Here is a 17335-nt window from a genome sequence, read left to right as displayed (position 1 = left end):
AAGAACACCGCAATGATCCGCGACCAAGAAACCCTCGAAGCCCTGCTGGACAGCGTGCGCCGCTTTGTGCGCGAGCGCCTGGTGCCCGCCGAGAACGAAGTGGCCGAGACCGACGAGATTCCCGAGTCCATCGTGCAGGAGATGCGCAACCTGGGCCTGTTCGGCATGACCATCCCCGAGCAGTTCGGCGGGCTGGAGCTGACCATGGAGGAAGAGGTGCGCGTGCTCTTCGAGCTGTGCCAGACCGCGCCGGCCTTCCGCTCGGTGATCGGCACGACCGTGGGCATAGGCTCGCAGGGCATCCTCATCGACGGCACGCCCGAGCAGCAGGCGGCCTGGCTGCCCAAGCTGGCCACGGGCGAGATCATGGCCTCGTTCGCGCTGACCGAGCCCGAGGCGGGCTCGGACGCGGCCTCGCTGCGCACCACCGCCATCAGGGACGGGGACCACTACGTGGTCAACGGCAACAAGCGCTTCATCACCAATGCGCCGCATGCGGGCATGTTCACGCTGATGGCACGCACCGACCCGGCCAACAAGGGCGCGGGCGGCGTCTCGGCCTTCATCGTCGATGCGAAGTCGCCGGGCATCAGCTTCGGCAAGAACGACGTGAAGATGGGCCAGAAGGGCGCGCACACCTGCGACGTGTTCTTCGACAACGTGCGCGTGCCGGCGACCAACCTCATCGGCCTGAAGGAAGGCCAGGGCTTCAAGACCGCCATGAAGGTGCTGGACAAGGGCCGCATCCACATCGCGGCCGTGAGCGTGGGCGTGGCGCAGCGCATCCTGCGCGACGCGCTGAAATATGCGCTGGAGCGCAAGCAGTTCGGCCAGCCCATCTGCGAGTTCCAGCTGGTGCAGGCCATGCTGGCCGACAGCCAGGCCGAGCTGTATGCGGCCGAGTGCATGGTGATCGACGCCGCGCGCCGCCGCGACGAGGGCCGCAACGTCTCCACCGAGGCCTCGTGCTGCAAGATGTTCGCCACCGAGATGGTGGGCCGCGTGGCCGACCGCGCCGTGCAGATCCTGGGCGGCTCGGGCTACCTGGCCGAGTTCGGCATCGAGCGCTTCTACCGCGACGTGCGGCTGTTCCGCCTGTACGAAGGCACGACCCAGATCCAGCAGGTCATCATCGCGCGCAACATGGTGCGCGAGGCGCGCGCCGCATGAGCCGCATGAGCCGTATGAGTGCACCGCCCCCCGACCGCAATGCCTTCATGCGGCTGATCGGCGCCTCGCAGGTGCCCGCGCCGCCCGGCAAGGTCCATGTGCGCCTGCCCCACATGCGCGAGGAACTGCTCAACCAGCTGCCCGCCGCGCACGGCGGTGTGCTCATGACGCTGCTGGACTCCGTGATGTCGCGCGCCGCGGGCGAGCTGCCCGGTGCGCCATCGCAGACCGCCGTGACGGTGGAGATGAGCAGCCGCTTCCACCGCCCGGGCAAGGGCGCGCTGCTGGCCGAAGGCTGGGTGGTGCATGCCAGCCGCAGCCTGTGCAGCTGCGCGGCGCAGTTGCTCGATGAAGACGGAAAGCTGGTGGCCACGGCCACCGGCACTTTCAAGTACTGGCTGGCACCGACCACGCTGGACCGGGGCACGGCCCAGGCCGACTGAACGGGCAGCGGTCGGCGGGCTGCTGTTGGCCGGCGGCTACTCCAGCGTGAGCCGGCCCTGTGCGTCGGCCACCAGCAGCTCCACCAGCTCCTGGGCGAAGGACGGCAGGGCCTCCAGGCTGCGCACGCAGATCTGCATCTCGCGCACCGACCAGGCATCGGACAGCGGCACGATGGCGATGTCCATGGAATGCGCATGGCGGCTGGCGGCCGACTCGGGCAGCACGCCCACGCCCACGCCGGACTCGATCATGCGGCAGGCCGTCTCGAAGTTGCCCACCTGGATGCGCTGCTTGATGGGCCGGTGCAGCTGGTCGCTGGCCTGGCGCAGGAAGGCATGGATGGCGCTGGATTCGTGCAGGCCCACATGGTCCAGGTCCAGCGTGTCGGCAAAGGCCATCTGCATCTCGCCGTCGAGCGCATGGCCGCGCGGCACCACCAGCACCAGGCGGTCGCGGCGGTAGGGCAGGGTCTCCAGGTTCTCGGTGCGCACCAGGCCGGCGACGATGCCGATGTCGGTCTGCCCCTCGGTCACGGCACGCACGATGTCATGCGACAGGCGCTCGCGCAGGTCGATGTTCACGTCGGGATTGCGGCGCAGGTAATGGCGCAGCACGGGCGGCAGGAACTCGCCCAGCGAGGTGGTGTTGGCAAACACCCGCACATGGCCCTTGATGCCGCGCACGTACTCCTGCATGTCGCCGCGCAGGTGCTCGATCTGGCCCAGCACCATGCGCGCATGGGTGACGAAGGCCTGGCCCGGCGGCGTCAGCGTCACGCCCTGGCTGGTGCGGTACAGCAGCTTGGTGCCGATGCTCTCTTCCAGGTTCTTGATGCGGGTGCTGGCCGCCGGCAGGGAGATGAAGGAAAGTTCCGCGCCACGCGTCATGCTGTTGGCGTCGGCGATGTGCACCATAAGGCGCAGATCCACAAGATCGAAATGCATGGCCATCCGGCATTGTAGAAAGCCGCAGGCTGCGGCACTGAGCCGCGCGCGTCAGTACAAACCGCAGTGCCGGCCCGTGCGCGAACGCGCGCTTTCACAAATGCGAAGCCGCAGCAGGCCCGCGCGCCGTAGCATGGGCCCATCTGCCCGGGATAGCCGCCTCAGCCCATGAACCACACAGAAACCCCCTCCCCCAGCCCCATCAACAACACGGCCACCCAGACCGCAGGAGCGCTGGGCCATCTGCGCGTGCTCGACCTCTCGCGCGTGCTGGCCGGCCCCTGGTGCACCCAGAACCTGGCCGACATGGGGGCCGACGTGATCAAGATCGAAAAGCCCGGCGAGGGCGACGACACGCGCCACTGGGGCCCGCCCTTCTTTCCCGATGCGCAAGGCAATCCCTCGGACAACGCCGTGTACTTCGCGGCCTGCAACCGCAACAAGCGATCGGTCACCGTGGACATGGCCACGGCCGAGGGCCAGCAGCTGATCCGCGAGCTGGCCATGCAAAGCGATGTGGTGGTGGAGAACTTCAAGACCGGAGGCCTCAAGCGCTACGGCCTGGACTACGCCTCGCTGAGCGCGCTGAACCCGCGCCTGATCTACTGCTCGGTCACGGGCTTCGGACAGACCGGGCCCTATGCGCCGCGCGCCGGCTACGACCTGCTGGTGCAGGCCATGAGCGGCCTCATGAGCATCACGGGCCGCGCCGACAGCGAGCCCGGCGGCGGCCCGCTGCGCGTGGGCGTGGCCGTGATCGACCTGTTCACCGGCATGTATGCGACCACGGCCATCCTGGGCGCCGTGGAGGCGCGCCACCACACGGGGCGGGGCCAGCACATCGACATGGCCTTGCTGGACGTGGCGATGGCCGTGCTGGCCAACCAGGGCGCGGGCTTCCTGAACACCGGCCATGTGCCGGGCCGCCAGGGCAACACCCACCCCAGCGTCGTGCCCTACCAGGACTTCCCCACGGCCGACGGCCGCATGCTGCTGGCCATCGGCAACGACGGCCAGTTCGCGCGCTTTTGCGGGGCGGCCGGCGTGGACTGGGCGCGCGACGAGCGCTTTGCCACCAATGCCGGCCGCGTCATCCACCGCGACGCGCTGATCCCGCTGATGTCCGATCTCACGCGCGGCCGGCCCACGGCCGAGTGGATCGCGCTGCTGGAGGACAAGGCCGTGCCCTGCGGCCCCATCAACCACATCGGCCAGGCCTTCGACGATGCGCAGGTGCGCGCGCGCGGCCTGCGCGTGGAGCAGGAGCGCTATCCGGGCGCCACGCCGCCTGCGGGCGAGACCATCAACCGCGTGGTGACCACGGCCAGCCCGCTGCGCCTGTCGGACACGCCCACCACGCTGCGCCATGCGCCGCCCGCCCTGGGCCAGCACACGGACGAGGTGCTGCGCGAGCGCCTGGGCCTGGATGCGCAGCAGCTGCAGGCCCTGCGCGTCAAGGGCGTGGTCTGAGCGACTGGCGACAGGCCCAGGGCGCCTTGGTGCGCTGAAGTTTCCGATGCCTTGAAACCGGCCGTCCGCAGACGCGGATGGCTGGGCTGCGGGCCTGCAAACGGCTTTTAGGACACGTCCTATCCAAAATCAGATGGCGGGCATCCTCATCCTCAGACGGTGCGGAAATAATTCCCACCACAGATGCAGATAGCCACTTTTTCCCTGTCCGAAGTCCCTAGGACAACTACCCGCAATGCCCGCCCCCAGCGCGCGGCAGCCGCCGCCGAACGCCTGGCTGCAGCGGGTATCCGCTTGCCAAACGGTGCAGGCGGATGGTTCGCAATCCCCTGCATCTTCCCCGCCGCTGCGGCATGCCCGCGAAGCGCCCGCCGCAGCGCAGGCGCACGGACAGGGCCTGCGCCATGAGGCCCCGCATCAAGGGCCGCATCTGCCGGACCTCGGGCTGGTTCCCCCCCTGAGCGGGCACTGCGGCCCTCGTTTTCTCTTTCGCTGATACCCGTTCCACCTTGCTCTGCACGGCAGGCAAGGTGCGCCCTGCTGCACGCCTTTTTTCCCCCTTGCCGTTCAAGGGACACGCCTACAGGACTTCGCCATGCAAGCCTTTCGCAATCTCAAGATCTCCTCCAAGCTGCTGCTGGCCTTCGTGGCCGTCCTGGCGCTGACCACCTTCGTGGGCCTCTATGCCGTGCTGCAACTCAGCCGGATCAACCAGGCGTCCATCGATATCGCCACCCGCTGGATGCCTTCATCACGCATGTTGCTCGACATCCGCGCCACCACGGCCCGCTACCGCGTCAACGAGCTGCAGTACCTGATATCCACCAGCGAGCAGGACATCGGTGCCTTCGACAGGATCATGGGCGAGCTGTGGAAGAAGACCCAGACCAGCTACGACAACTACGCCAGCTTCATCGGCTCCGCGCCGGAGAAGGCCGCCTACGACGAACTGGGCCGGCTGCGCAACGAGTACGCCAAGGAGCACGCCATGGTCATGGCCCTGGCGCGCAATGGCCGCAAGGACGAAGCCCTGGTGCTGGCCCAGGGCGAATCGCTGGAGCTGAGCCGACGCCTGTATGACCAGATCGACCGCATGGTGCAGATCGACCACGAAGGCGGACAGCTGGCCAACGACCACGCCAATGCCCTCTACCGCAGCGCACGCATCTGGGTGGTCGGCCTGCTGGGAGCCAGCATTTTGCTGGGGCTGGCCCTGGCGCTCACGCTGGCGCGCATCGTGGCGCGTCCGCTGAACGAGGCCCTGGGCGTGGCCCAGGCCGTGGCCGAAGGCGACCTGACGCGCCGCATCCAGGCCACCACCACCGACGAAACAGGCCAGCTGCTGCACGCACTGCACCGCATGGACCAGAGCCTCATCCACATCGTCCGGCAGGTGCGCAATGGCACGGACTCGATCGCCACGGCCTCCTGCCAGATCGCCTCGGGCAACAACGATCTATCGGTGCGCACCGAGCACCAGGCCAGCTCGCTGGAAGAAACCGCTGCCTCCATGGAGCAGCTCACCGTCACGGTGCGTCAGAACACCGACAACGCGCGCCAGGCCAACCAGCTGGCGGCCTCGGCCTCGGCCGTCGCCCAGCAAGGCGGCGAGGTGGTCTCCCAGGTGGTGGACACCATGGGCGCCATCCATGCCTCCTCGCGCAAGATCGCCGACATCATCGGCGTGATCGACGCCATCGCCTTTCAGACCAACATCCTCGCGCTCAACGCGGCTGTGGAAGCGGCCCGCGCGGGCGAGCAGGGCCGTGGGTTTGCCGTGGTTGCTGCCGAAGTGCGCGCCCTGGCGCGGCGCTGCGCCGATGCGGCCAAGGAGATCAAGCTGCTCATCGAGGACTCCAACGGCAAGGTCAGCACCGGATCGGCCCTGGTGGCGCAGGCCGGCCAGACCATGCAGAACATCGTCAGCAGCGTGCGCAACGTGACCGACATCATGGGAGAGATCACGGCCGCCAGCGTCGAGCAGACGGCGGGCCTGGAGCAGATCAACCAGGCCATCTCGCAGATGGACCAAGTCACCCAGCAGAACGCCGCCCTGGTCGAGGAAGCCGCCGCCGCCGCCCAGTCCCTGCAGGAGCAGGCCTATGGCCTGCAGCAGGCGGTGAGCGTCTTCAAGCTGGAGCAAGGCCTGGAACTCACCGCCCTGCCCGCCACCCCTCAGCCCATGCCGGCTCCAGGCCTGGCCAGGATCACCAGCGCTGCCCAGTCAGGCCGCTGGGAAGCGCATTGATCAGAAGGAATGGGCCATGCCCACGCCGAAAGCGGTGCGCGAGCTCTGGTTCTCGTAGCGCTGGTGTCCCAGGCTGGTGTAGAGCATGGTGCGCTTGGACAGCGCGTACTCGGCGCCCAGCGACAGCATGTTGTTGGTATCGCGGTCCAGGCGCTGGCGTGCATAGCTGGCCTTGAGCGTGGTCGCCCCGATGCCGTAGGTGGCGCCCAGCGAGACCATGCGCGACTTGTCGGGCCCCGTGCCGGGCGTGCCCGACTTGCTGCGGTCATAGGCCAGCATCACCGCTGCCGTGCCGATGCGGTACTTGCCGCCCATGTACAGGTCGGTGTCGCCGCTGCCGTTGCGCTCGTGCGCCAGCATGGCCGCCACCGCGCCCTGGTCGTAGTTGACCGACACCGAGCGCGCACGGCCCTGGCGGCCCGGCGCCTCGGTGCGCTCGGGCGAGGCGCTCAGGTGCAGCGAAAAGCCGCCGAACTTGGGCGAGTCGTAGAACACGCCGTTGGACATGCGGCCGTACTCGGGCGAGCCGTTGTTGCTGGCGCGGTCGGTCGGCGTCAGGTAGTGGGCCATGTGCCAGGCCGGCGAGGCGATGCGGTTGAAGTTGCCCCAGGGATCAAACTGCCACTCCTGGCTCCACATGGCGCTGAGCGCGCGGCCCAGGCGCAGATGGCCCCAGCTGCCCTGCAGGCCCACGGTGGACTCGTCATGCCAGAAGGGCTTCTTCGGATAGTCCTCGGTCAGGCCCGTGTCCAGGTCGAAACGCGTGCTCAGCCGGAAGGTGGCCTTCAGGCCACCGCCCAGGTCCTCGAAACCGGCAATCGCCAGGTTGCTGCGCTGAATCGTGCCCAGCTTGCTGGTCTTGTCGAAATCCCGGAACACGCCAGCGTCGAGATAACCGCTGATGGTGACGTTGGAGCCTGTGGCAGATGACTGGGCAGCCACCGGCAGGGCAGCCGCAACGGCGAGAGAAGCAAGGGTCAAGCGGGAGGTACAACGCATCCTGAACGGGTTCCTGGAAATGAAAGATGGCACAACACCGGCGCGGCCCGGGGGCATGCGCAAACGGCGACGGGGGTTGCCACGACAGAGGTGGCTGGAAGGTGCGCGGCGGGCTGGTGGCTTGCAGCGACTTGGAGGCAGCCAGGATGCAGATCGCAGCATGATCGCTGCACATTCATTGCACATCCCGGCCAAAGACGTCATCCGCGCAGATGGCGAACGACAGCCGGCATTATGAAAGCTGGGGCCGGCGATGACCACGCCACCGTCAGGCCCGGTCAGTTTCGTAGCGTGGCGGCCCCGGGCCGGGGCCAGGTCGTCAGCGGCTGCGCTCGGTGCGCGACACGTCCCAGAGACGGTTCATCTCGCTGCAAAAAGGCTGGGCGCAGGGCGCGCGGCCCTCGTACTGGCAGCCTTCGGTGGTGCAGAAATGCGACTGGTGCTCGAAGGCGCGGCGCTCGCGCGGCAAGGCGCCCGAGGCCTGGGCCGCCGCCATGTGCAGCCAGGGATCGTTGCGCTGCTGCAGCATCTGCTGCACCTCCTGCGCAAGCGCAGGCGACAGCGAAGCCACCGAGGCCAGGCCGGCCGGCGACGCCATGGCGCCGCCCGGCTGGCGCAGCGGCTGCAGCTCCAGCAGCAGCAGGGCGCTGGTGCGCAGCGCATCGGCGCCACGCGGCTGCACCACCACGGCCACCGGCCCCGAGGCCAGGGACTGCAGCGAGGCATCCAGCGGCAGGCGCAGGCCCGGCTCCGTGGCCTGGGCACCCGCCAAGGGCAGCGCAGCGCCCGCAGGCAGGGCCGCCGCCGCCGTGAAAGGGGCCGCACCCGGCGCGGAAGCCGATGCGGCCGCCAGCGCCATGGCCGCGCCCTGCGCCTGGGCCCAGGCCTGGGGCACCTGCAGGCTCAGCGTGAAGCCGCGCTCGCCCTGGGGCGTCAGCAGCGTGCCCTGCTGCACCCACCAGCTTTGCAGCGCGGGCAGGGTCTGGGTTGGGCCGCCTGCAACACCTCCAGGCGCGCTGGCACCGGCCTGCGGCGCCAGCCCCGATCCGGCCAGCAGCGCATCCACCACCTTGGCCTTGGCGGCTGCCACGGCCAGCGTCACTGCGGCAGCAGAGGGCTGCAGGGAGGCTGCGGCCTGCAGTGCAGACGAGGAAGACGCCGCCTGCGGCGCAGCGCCGGCCTGGGCAGAGGCCGATGTCCCCGTCTGCGGACTCTGGGATGGCTGCGCTTGCCCTCCGGCCGGCGCTGTACCTGCCGCTGCACCAGCTGTCGTGCCGGCGGCCAGCGCCTGCAGCAAGGCCGCCGAACCCGGCTGGGCTGCCAGCAGCTGCAGGGCCTGGCCCTGCTGGGCACCTACCTGGGCCAGCAAGGCCTCCAGCAGCCGGCCCAGCGCCTCGGACACGCCGCTGGCCGGCCACTGCGGCGCGGGCGCGCCGGGGCTGGACTGGACCTGGCGCGCCAGCTGGGCCACCAATTGCTCGAAGGCCTGCAGGCGCAGGCTTTGCAGCATCTCGGGCGACCAGCGCACGGCCGTGGCCGATGGCGGCGTGACGGGAATGGCGGGTGAGGCGGGTGAGGCGGATGACGCGGGGGAAGCGGATGACGCGGGCGAAGCCGGCGCCACCGCAGCGGACGGAGCCTGTGGCCCCACCGGCGCGCCAGCGGCCGGGCCAGGCACAGGCGCCGCCACTGGCAGCGGCAGCCCTGCGGCTGGGGACGGAACGGGCGGCAGCGGCGAACTCATGTCAGAGGCTCCGCCCGGGCCATCAGGCCGATTCCGGGTAGAACAGGCGGCGCGTGGGCGTGCTGCCCACGGCCTTGGCGATGGCACCGATGTGGTCCGGCGTGGTGCCGCAGCAGCCGCCCACGATGTTGACCAGGCCTTCGGACGCGAATTCGTGCACCAGGCGGCTGGTGACTTCGGGCGTTTCGTCGAAGCCCGTGTCGCTCATGGGATTGGGCAGGCCGGCGTTGGGGTAGCAGCTGATGAAGGTCTCGGGCGCGGCCTTGTTCAGTTCCTGGACGTAGGGGCGCATCAGCGCCGCGCCCAGCGCGCAGTTCAGGCCGATGGACAGCGGGTTGGCATGGCGCACGCTGTGCCAGAAGGCCGTCACCGTCTGGCCCGACAGGATGCGGCCCGAGGCATCGGTCACCGTGCCGCTGATCATGATGGGCAGGCATTCGCCGCTTTGCTCGAAGGCCTCGTCCACCGCGAACAGCGCGGCCTTGGCGTTGAGCGTGTCGAAGATGGTCTCGACCAGGATGACGTCGGCGCCGCCCTCGATCAGCGCCAGCGTCTGCTCCAGGTAGGCCTGGCGCAGCTGCTCGAAATTCACGTTGCGCGCGCCCGGATCGTTCACGTCGGGGCTGATGCTGGCCGTCTTGGGCGTGGGGCCCAGGGCACCGGCTACGTAGCGCGGATGGCCGGGCGTGCTGTACTTGTCGCAGGCCGCGCGGGCCAGCTGGGCGCTCTTGAGATTCATCTCGCGCGCCAGATCGGCCATGTGGTAGTCGTCCTGCGCAATCGTGGTCGCGCCGAAGGTATTGGTCTCGATCAGGTCGGCGCCGGCGGCCAGGTACTTGTCGTGGATGTCGCGGATCACGTCGGGGCGGGTGAGCGACAGCAGCTCGTTGTTGCCCTTGACGTCATGCGGGAAGTCCTTGAAGCGGTCGCCCACGCTGCCGGGGCCCGTGTAGCCCTGGCCCCGGTACTGGGCCTCTCCCAGCTTGAAGCGCTGGATCATGGTGCCCATGGCGCCGTCAAGAATGACGAGGCGCTTGGCAAGGATGGCGGGAAGCTCTTTGGCGCGGGTGTACTGGGGCAGGCTCATGGGCAGCGATTGTAGGAACTCCGGGGCGGCCGTGCCGGGCACGAGGATTCCCCCAGAAAAACTGTCTGCGCCCCAAACAAGAGGCGCGACCTATGAAACTAGCGCACCCCCACGCCAGAGACACCGAGGAAGGGCCTATGCCGGCCGCGCCGCCCCGCACCGAGGGTGTCGTCCCCCTCCCGCGTAGCGAGAGAGGGGGAAGCGGCGCAGCCGCTCAGGGGGTGCTAACCATTTCAGGTGCAGACAGAGACGACTTGCGCCGGCTGGCGGCTCAGGCTCACATACACATGGCCCACGCCGCTGTCGAAATATGCGGCCTCGTGGCGGCCCAGTTCCACCGATTCGCCGTTCTCGAACAGGATGCGCACCCGGCCCGAGAGCACCATCACGAACTCCTGGCCCGCATGGCGGATGGTTTCGGAGAATTCGCCGGCCTCGCGCGCATTGATCACGGCCACCAGGGGCTGCATCTTCTTGCCCGGGAAGGCGCCGCACAGCACGCTGTAGAGGTACTGGTCGGTCTCGTAGCGCTGCACGTCCTCGAAGCAGTCCTTGACCACGGTGGGCGTGTCGCCGGCCGCCTGCTGGGCGTCCCCGACCATGAACAGCCGTGTCATGTCGATGTCCAGCGCGTTGCCCAGCATGAGCACCTTCTCGTAACTCAGCGCGATCTGGCCGCGCTCGGCCTTGGAGATGGTGGACACGGCCAGCCCGCTGCTTTCGGCCACCTGCTGCAGCGTCAGGCCGCGCTCCTTGCGCGCCTTGCGCAGCTTGGCGCCCACTTCGTGCTTGCCCGCAGGCATGGCGGCGGCCGTGCGGGCGCCCGGCAGCACGGCGGCGAGGACCTGGTCCGGCGTGGGGAGAGTGCTGGACCTGGGGCTGGACCTGGGGCTGGATCTGGTGCGGGGGCTGGGCATGAAGCGGGCGATCGGGGCTGGCGACCGCCCGATTCTAGGGTCAGGCCCGGCCGTCAGGCGCCGCGCAGGCCGGCCCCGGGCGCCTGCCTGCGGCCCATGCGCAGCCAGCCCACCAGCGCGCAGGCCATGAGGGCGAAGCCGATGTAGCCATAGACCGGGTAGACCATGCCCACCAGCGTGATGAAGCCCGCGAAGCTGCCGCCCAGGGCCAGCACGCCCGCCACGCCCGTGCCCCAGCGAAAACGCGGCGTGCCGGCCGGCAGGATGCGGGCCACGAAGGCATAGAGCATGCCCACGGCCGTGTTGAGGATCATGCCGAAGATGACCAGCGACATCAGGTGCCCCAGCCAGGGCGAGATCTGCGTGGCCAGCGACAGCATGGGCATGGACAGGCCGCCCAGCGTGTCCATGCGCCAGTACATCGCGGCCGCGATCATCAGCATCAGCAGGCCCAGCAGCAGCCCGCCCGCCACGCCGCCCCACAGCGCCACGCGGCGCGAGCTGGCCTGCCCGTCCATGATCACCAGGAAGGGCATGCCCGCCACCACGTTGTAGGAGACATAGAGCAGCGCCGCCACCAGCCAGTGGCCGGCGCCCCGGGGCTGGGAGGCGGCGGCGGCTTCCAGCGCGGCCATGTCGCCGTGGGGGGTCAGCAGCACGTAGCCGGCGACCACCACGGTCATGAACACCAGCAGCGGCGTGACGGCGCCGATGAAGGCGATCACCCGGCCCACGTCCAGGCAGACGATGAGCACCGTGGCGACGGTGGCCAGCACGCTGCCCCAGACCTCGGGCAGGCCCAGCCACTGGTGCAGCAGCGAGCCCGCGCCCGCCAGCATGACCACGGTGATGGCAAACAGGAAGAAGGTGATCAGCACATCGAACACCATGCCCACATGCCGGCCCAGCAGGGCCTGCACCACCTCCTTGTGCGAGCCGGCCTGCAGGCGCTGGCCCATGGTGGAGAACGCCATGGACAGGAAGACGAAGGCCAGGGCCGCCACCAGGCAGCCCGCCAGGCCGATGGCGCCAAAGCCCGCGAAGAACTGCAATATCTCCTGCCCCGAGGCGAAGCCCGCCCCGACGATGACGCCGACGAAGGCGCCGGCAATCCTGCTCACTTCCTTGAATGCACCCATGCCTGTCTCCTTGGATTGTTGTGTGTTGCGGGGGCTGAAAAGGTGAAAAAGCGATGACGGGTCAGGCCGCGAAGCGCGCCGGACTCAGCCGCAGGGCATCGACGCCTTGGGCCAGCAGCTCGGCGGGCAGCGGCTCGCGCATCAGCAGCGCGGCCGCGGCGGCCGAGGCGCCGGCCGCCGTCTGTATGCCGTAGCCGCCCTGCCCGGCCAGCCAGAAAAAGCCCTCGCGCTGCGCATCCCAGCCGATCACGAAGTCGTCGTCGGGCGCAAAGCTGCGCAGCCCGGCCCAGACATGGCGCGGCCGGCGTATGCGCAGGCGGGTCAGTGTCTCGATGCGGTCTATGCCCATGGCCACGTCCAGTTCCTCGGCCACCACGTCGTGCGGCGGCACGGGATCGGCATTGGCGGGCGAGCCCAGCAGCTGGCCCGCATCGGGCTTGAAGTAGAAGCTCTCGTCCACGCCGATCACGGCAGGCCAGCCGTGGATGTCCTCGCCCTCGGGTGCGGCAAACGTGAAGGCCGAGCGGCGCCGGGGCTCGATGCCCAGCGGCCGCGCGCCGCACAGCCGGGCCACGGCATCGGCCCAGGCGCCTGCGGCATTGACCACGGCGCGGGCGCGGACCTGTGACCCGTCCTGCAGCACCAGGGTCCACAGGCCCTGGCCATCACCATCCACCTCACGCTCGGCGCCTGACAATTCGGCGCCGCAGCGCAGCCGCGCACCGGCACGCGCCATGCCGCGCAGAAAGCCCTGGTGCAGTTCGGCCACGTCGATGTCCATGGCGTCCAGGTCATGCACGGCGCCCACGAGCAGGCTCTCCTGCAGGCAGGGCACCAGGGCGCAGGCCTGGCGCGCGTCGATGCGCTCGGCGCGCAGGCCGTCGCGGCGGTACATGGCCAGGGCCTCGTCCAGCTGGGGTTCCTGGCCGGCCGTTCCTATGTAGAGCACGCTGCGCGGCTGCAGCAGCGCGTGCTCGCAAAAACCTTCGGGCGGCGCGCTGTAGAAGCCACGGCTGGCGCGTGTCAGCGCGCGTATCTGCGCGGTGCCGTAGCTCTCCATGAACATGGCGGCAGAGCGGCCCGTGGCGTGGTATCCGGGCTGCGGCTCGCGTTCCAGCACCACCACCGAGGCGCCCGCACCGGCCAGCCGCCAGGCCACCGAGGCACCGGCCATGCCGCCGCCGATCACGGCGAAATCCAGAACCTGGCTTTCCATCATCCATCGCTCCATTTTTTTCCAATGAGAAAATTATCCGATAAGAAAAAAATGAAGCAAGCCCCTGGTCCTCGTGGTTTTCACCGGGGGCGCCGGACAAGAAAAAAGGGACGGCGCCTGGCCGTCCCTTGTGGCAATGCGCGCCGCACGCTCAGGCCGGCGGCAGCTTTCCGTCCCAGCCACCGGCCAGGGCCTGGTACAGCGCCACGGCGGCGCGCAGGCCGCGCGCACGGCTGTCGGCGGCCGCGTCCTGGGCCGCATACAGGTCGCGCTGCGCATCCAGCACTTCGTACAGGCCCACGCTGCCCAGCTGGTAGCGGCGCTGCGCCAGTTGCTCGGCACGCTGGCGCTGCTCGGCGGCCTGCGCCAGGTGGGCGTCTTCGCTGCGCGTGCGCTGCAGGCGCACCAGGGCGTTCTCCGTGTCCTCCAGCGCCAGCAGCACGGTCTGCTGGTACTGGGCCAGCGCGGCCTGGGCGCCGGCCTCGCTGGCCGCGATGCGCGCCCGCACGCGGCCCACGTCGAGAAAGGACCAGTCCACGCCCAGGAACACGCTGCTGCGGGCGCTGGCGCCCTCGAACAGCGCGCCGCCATGCAGCGCCGTGCTGCCCAGCAGGCCGCCCAGCGACAGGCGCGGGAACAGGTCGGCCGTGGCCACGCCGATGCGTGCCGTGGCCGCATGCAGCCGCGCCTCGGCCACGGCCACGTCCGGGCGCCGGCGCAGCAGGCCGGCCGGCGTGCCGGGGTCGATGGCCGGCGGCAGCTGCGGCAGGGCGGCAGGCGCATCCAGCGCGGCAATCAGCGCCTCGGGCACCTGGCCCGTGAGCACGGCCAGCCGGTGCTGCGCCATGGCGATCTGCGCCTGCAGCGCGGGAATGCGCGAGCGCGTGGCCTCCAGCTGGGCCTGGGCGCGCGCCAGGTCGAACTCGGTGCCGCTGCCGTGCGCCAGGCGCAGCTGCACCAGGCGCAGCGTGTCCTGCTGGTTGGCCGCATTGGCCTGCGCCAAGGCCAGGCGCTGCTGCCAGCCGCGCAGGTCGGCGTAGCTGCCCGCCACCTGGGCCGCAATGGCCACCTGCAGGGCCGCCAGGTCGGCCGCATCGGCGCGCAGGTCGGCATGCCGCGCCTCGATGCTGCGCCGCACGCGGCCGAACACGTCGATCTCCCAGCTGGCGGCCAATCCGGCCGTGTAGCTGCGCTGGCTGCGCGGGCCATAGAAGGCCTCGCTCTCGCTGAGCTTTTGCTGCGTGGCCCGGCCCGACATCGTGACCGTGGGCAGCTGGTCGAAGCGGCTTTCGCGCAGCAGCGCCTGGGCACCGTCCAGCCGCGCCAGCGCCACCTGCAGGTCCTGGTTGTCGCCCAGCGCGCGCTCCACCAGCTGCGTCAGCTGCGGGTCCTGGAACTGGCGCCAGAAGGCGGCATCGGGCTCGGCCTGGGGGGTGGCCGGTGCAGGCTCGGCCCGCGCGAACTGCGCTGCGGCCCGCGGCGCCGCAGGCGCCTTGAAGTCGGGGCCGACCGCGCAGCCGCCCACCAGGGCGGCGGATGCCAGCGCCAGCGCGTGGCGGCTCAGGGACTTGCGTATCTCAGGCATGTGGGGACTCCAGGGAGGCGGGCTGGGCAGGCCCGGTGGAATGCGCAGGCGCATGCCCCGTCAGCGCGCGGCCCGAAAGCCGGCGCAGCGTGACGTAGAACACCGGCGTGAGGAACAGGCCGAACAGGGTCACGCCCAGCATTCCCGAGAACACGGTCACGCCCGTGGCCGCGCGCACCTCGCTGCCCGCGCCGCCACCGATGAGCAAAGGCACGGCCCCCGCGATGAAGGCGATCGAGGTCATGACGATGGGCCGCAGCCGCAGGCGGCAGGCCTGCAGCGCGGCATCGACGATGCCCACGCCGCGCAGCTCCAGCTCGCGTGCGAATTCCACGATCAGGATGGCGTTCTTGCAGGCCAGCCCCATCAGCACAACCAGGCCCACCTGCACGAAGACGTTGTTGTCCCCCCCGGCCAGCCAGACGCCGAACAGCGCCGCGCAGATGCACACGGGCACGATGAGGATCACGGCCAGCGGCAGCGTCCAGCTTTCGTAGAGCGCGGCCAGCACCAGGAAGACCAGCATCACGGCAATGGCGAAGACCACGGCCGCGGCGTTGCTCTGCTCCACCTGCTGGTAGCTCAGGTCGGTCCAGGCCAGCTCGATGCCGCGCGGCAGCGTGCGCTGCGCGATCTCCTGGAGCTTGGCCAGCACCTCGCCCGAGGACAGCACGCGCGGGTCGGAGTCGCCGATCAGATCGGCCGCCGGGAAGCCGTTGTAGCGCAGCACCGGGTCGGGGCCGAAGCTGGGCACCACGGTGACCATGGAGCCTATGGGCACCATCTCGCCGCGCGCATTGCGCGTGCGCAGACTGGCGATGTCCTCCACGGTCTGGCGGTGGTCCGCGTCGGCCTGCAGCATCACGCGCCAGACACGGCCGAAGGCGTTGAAGTCGTTGACGTAGACCGATCCCAGGTAGGCCTGCAGCGTCTGGAACAGGTCGGTCAGCGCCACGCCCTGGGCCTTGGCCTTGGTGCGGTCCACCTTGACTTCCAGCTGCGGGATGTTGGACTGGTAGCTGCTGACCGGGTAGGTCATGCCCGGCGTTTTGGCGATCTCGGCCTGGAAGGCCTGCAGCGCCTGCTGCAGCGCCGCGTAGCCCAGGCCCGCGCGGTCCTGCAGGAACAGCGAGTAGCCCGAGCCGTTGCCCAGGCCCTGGATGGGCGGGGGCATCAGCGCATAGGCGAAGCCGCCCTCGATCTGGGAGAACTTGGCGCCCAGCTCGGCATTGATGGCCTCGGCGCTGCGCGTGCGCTCGCCGAAGGGCTTGAGCATGATGTAGGCGCTGGTCAGGTTGGGCGTGGTCGTGGACTGCAGCGCGTTGAAGCCCGCGAAGGCGGCGACCATGTCCACGCCTTCCACGCTTTTGGCGGCATCGACCATCTGGCGCGTGACCGTATCCGTGCGGTTCAGCGAAGCCCCCTCGGGCAGCTTGGCGCCGCCGAACAGGTACAGCTTGTCCTGCAGCGGGATGAAGCCGCCCGGCACGGCCTGGAACAGCACGGCCGTGCCCGCCAGCAGCGCCGCATAGACCGCGAACACCAGGCCCCGGCGGCGCAGCGAATGCCCCACCGAGTTCTGGTAGCCGTGGGCGCTGCGGTCGAAGAAGCGGTTGAAGGGCCGGAAGAGCCAGCCCAGGCTGCGGTCCAGCCCGCGCGCCAGCGGATCGCGCGGCGCGCCGCGCGGCTGCAGCAGCTTGGCCGCCAGCGCGGGCGACAGCGTCAGCGAGTTGATGGCCGAGATCACCGTGGAGATGGCAATCGTCACGGCGAACTGCTTGTAGAACTGACCCGTCACGCCGCTGAGAAAGGCCATGGGCACGAAGACCGCGCACAGCACCAGGGCGATGGCGATGATGGGGCCCGAGACCTCCTTCATCGCCAGGTGGGCCGCCTCCAGGGGCGTGTGCCCTTCCTCGATATAGCGCTCCACGTTCTCCACCACGACGATGGCGTCGTCCACCACGATGCCGATGGCCAGCACCAGGCCGAACAGGGTCAGCGTGTTGATGGAGTAACCCAGCAGGTACAGCCCCGCGAAGGTGCCGACGATGGACACGGGCACGGCCAGCAGCGGAATGATGGAGGCGCGCCAGGTCTGCAGGAAGACGATGACCACCAGCACCACGAGGATGACGGCCTCGATCAGCGTGCTCTGCACCGCCTTGATGGAGTCGCGCACGAAGACCGTGGGGTCCCAGACCGTCTCGAAGGCCACGCCCTCGGGCAGGTCCTGCGAGAGCTTGTCCATGGCCGCGTAGACCTGCTCGGCCACGCCCAGCGCATTGGCGCCGGGCGACAGGAAGATGCCCACGGCCGCCATGTTCTTCTTGTCGCTCCACGAGCGCAGCGTGTAGTCGCTGGCGCCCAGC

At 69.6% G+C, this 17335-nt stretch carries 13 protein-coding genes; 4 read left to right on the top strand and 9 right to left on the bottom strand.

Annotated features, from left to right (window positions below):
- Positions 1-12 precede the first annotated feature (12 nt).
- Positions 13-1170, top strand: a complete 1158-nt coding sequence (locus JHD82_RS18170) for an acyl-CoA dehydrogenase family protein (RefSeq protein ID WP_199137928.1) — start codon at positions 13-15, stop codon at positions 1168-1170.
- Positions 1171-1184: 14 nt separating this feature from the next.
- Positions 1185-1613: a PaaI family thioesterase gene (locus tag JHD82_RS18165; protein WP_017406618.1), complete on the top strand. Its 429-nt coding sequence runs from the start codon at positions 1185-1187 to the stop codon at positions 1611-1613.
- Positions 1614-1649: 36 nt separating this feature from the next.
- Here JHD82_RS18165 and JHD82_RS18160 read toward each other — a convergent pair whose 3' ends face one another.
- Complete coding sequence (locus JHD82_RS18160; RefSeq protein ID WP_012202113.1) at positions 1650-2564, bottom strand: LysR family transcriptional regulator; 915 nt, start codon at positions 2562-2564, stop codon at positions 1650-1652.
- A gap of 162 nt (positions 2565-2726) precedes the next feature.
- On the opposite strand from JHD82_RS18160, the gene JHD82_RS18155 reads away from it, so the two are divergent.
- Positions 2727-4028 carry a CaiB/BaiF CoA-transferase family protein gene (locus tag JHD82_RS18155; protein WP_199137926.1) on the top strand — a complete coding sequence of 434 codons (1302 nt, stop codon included), beginning with the start codon at positions 2727-2729 and terminating at the stop codon, positions 4026-4028.
- Positions 4029-4623: 595 nt separating this feature from the next.
- Positions 4624-6276: a methyl-accepting chemotaxis protein gene (locus JHD82_RS18150; RefSeq protein WP_199137924.1), complete on the top strand. Its 1653-nt coding sequence runs from the start codon at positions 4624-4626 to the stop codon at positions 6274-6276.
- Here JHD82_RS18150 and JHD82_RS18145 read toward each other — a convergent pair whose 3' ends face one another.
- The 8 genes from JHD82_RS18145 to JHD82_RS18110 all read right to left on the bottom strand — a co-directional run.
- The gene (locus tag JHD82_RS18145) at positions 6277-7275 is read right to left on the bottom strand and encodes a porin (RefSeq protein WP_012202110.1); all 999 of its coding nucleotides are present in this window, start codon (positions 7273-7275) and stop codon (positions 6277-6279) included.
- Between the two features lie 319 nt (positions 7276-7594).
- The gene (locus JHD82_RS18140) at positions 7595-9019 is read right to left on the bottom strand and encodes a Fe-S oxidoreductase (protein ID WP_199137922.1); all 1425 of its coding nucleotides are present in this window, start codon (positions 9017-9019) and stop codon (positions 7595-7597) included.
- A 22-nt stretch (positions 9020-9041) separates the two neighbouring features.
- Positions 9042-10106: a homocysteine S-methyltransferase family protein gene (locus JHD82_RS18135; RefSeq protein WP_043780244.1), complete on the bottom strand. Its 1065-nt coding sequence runs from the start codon at positions 10104-10106 to the stop codon at positions 9042-9044.
- A gap of 233 nt (positions 10107-10339) precedes the next feature.
- Positions 10340-11023, bottom strand: a complete 684-nt coding sequence (locus JHD82_RS18130; RefSeq protein ID WP_012202107.1) for a helix-turn-helix domain-containing protein — start codon at positions 11021-11023, stop codon at positions 10340-10342.
- 53 nt (positions 11024-11076) lie between these two features.
- The gene (locus JHD82_RS18125; protein WP_199137920.1) at positions 11077-12162 is read right to left on the bottom strand and encodes a hypothetical protein; all 1086 of its coding nucleotides are present in this window, start codon (positions 12160-12162) and stop codon (positions 11077-11079) included.
- Positions 12163-12223: 61 nt separating this feature from the next.
- On the bottom strand, positions 12224-13378 hold the full coding sequence (locus JHD82_RS18120; RefSeq protein ID WP_269848149.1) for an FAD-binding oxidoreductase: 1155 nt from the start codon (positions 13376-13378) through the stop codon (positions 12224-12226).
- A 151-nt stretch (positions 13379-13529) separates the two neighbouring features.
- A complete protein-coding gene (locus JHD82_RS18115) occupies positions 13530-14963 on the bottom strand; it encodes an efflux transporter outer membrane subunit (RefSeq protein ID WP_096914380.1) in 1434 nt (477 codons plus the stop codon).
- The coding region (locus JHD82_RS18110; RefSeq protein WP_199137916.1) for an efflux RND transporter permease subunit at positions 14956-17335 on the bottom strand (2380 nt) is incomplete at its 5' end. The genes JHD82_RS18110 and JHD82_RS18115, both read right to left, overlap by 8 nt.

This window comes from Delftia sp. ASV31, from assembly GCF_016428765.1.
GTDB lineage: Bacteria > Pseudomonadota > Gammaproteobacteria > Burkholderiales > Burkholderiaceae_C > Comamonas > Comamonas acidovorans.
Note: the sequence above shows the minus strand (reverse complement) of the source record. Positions and strands in the feature narration are given on the sequence as shown.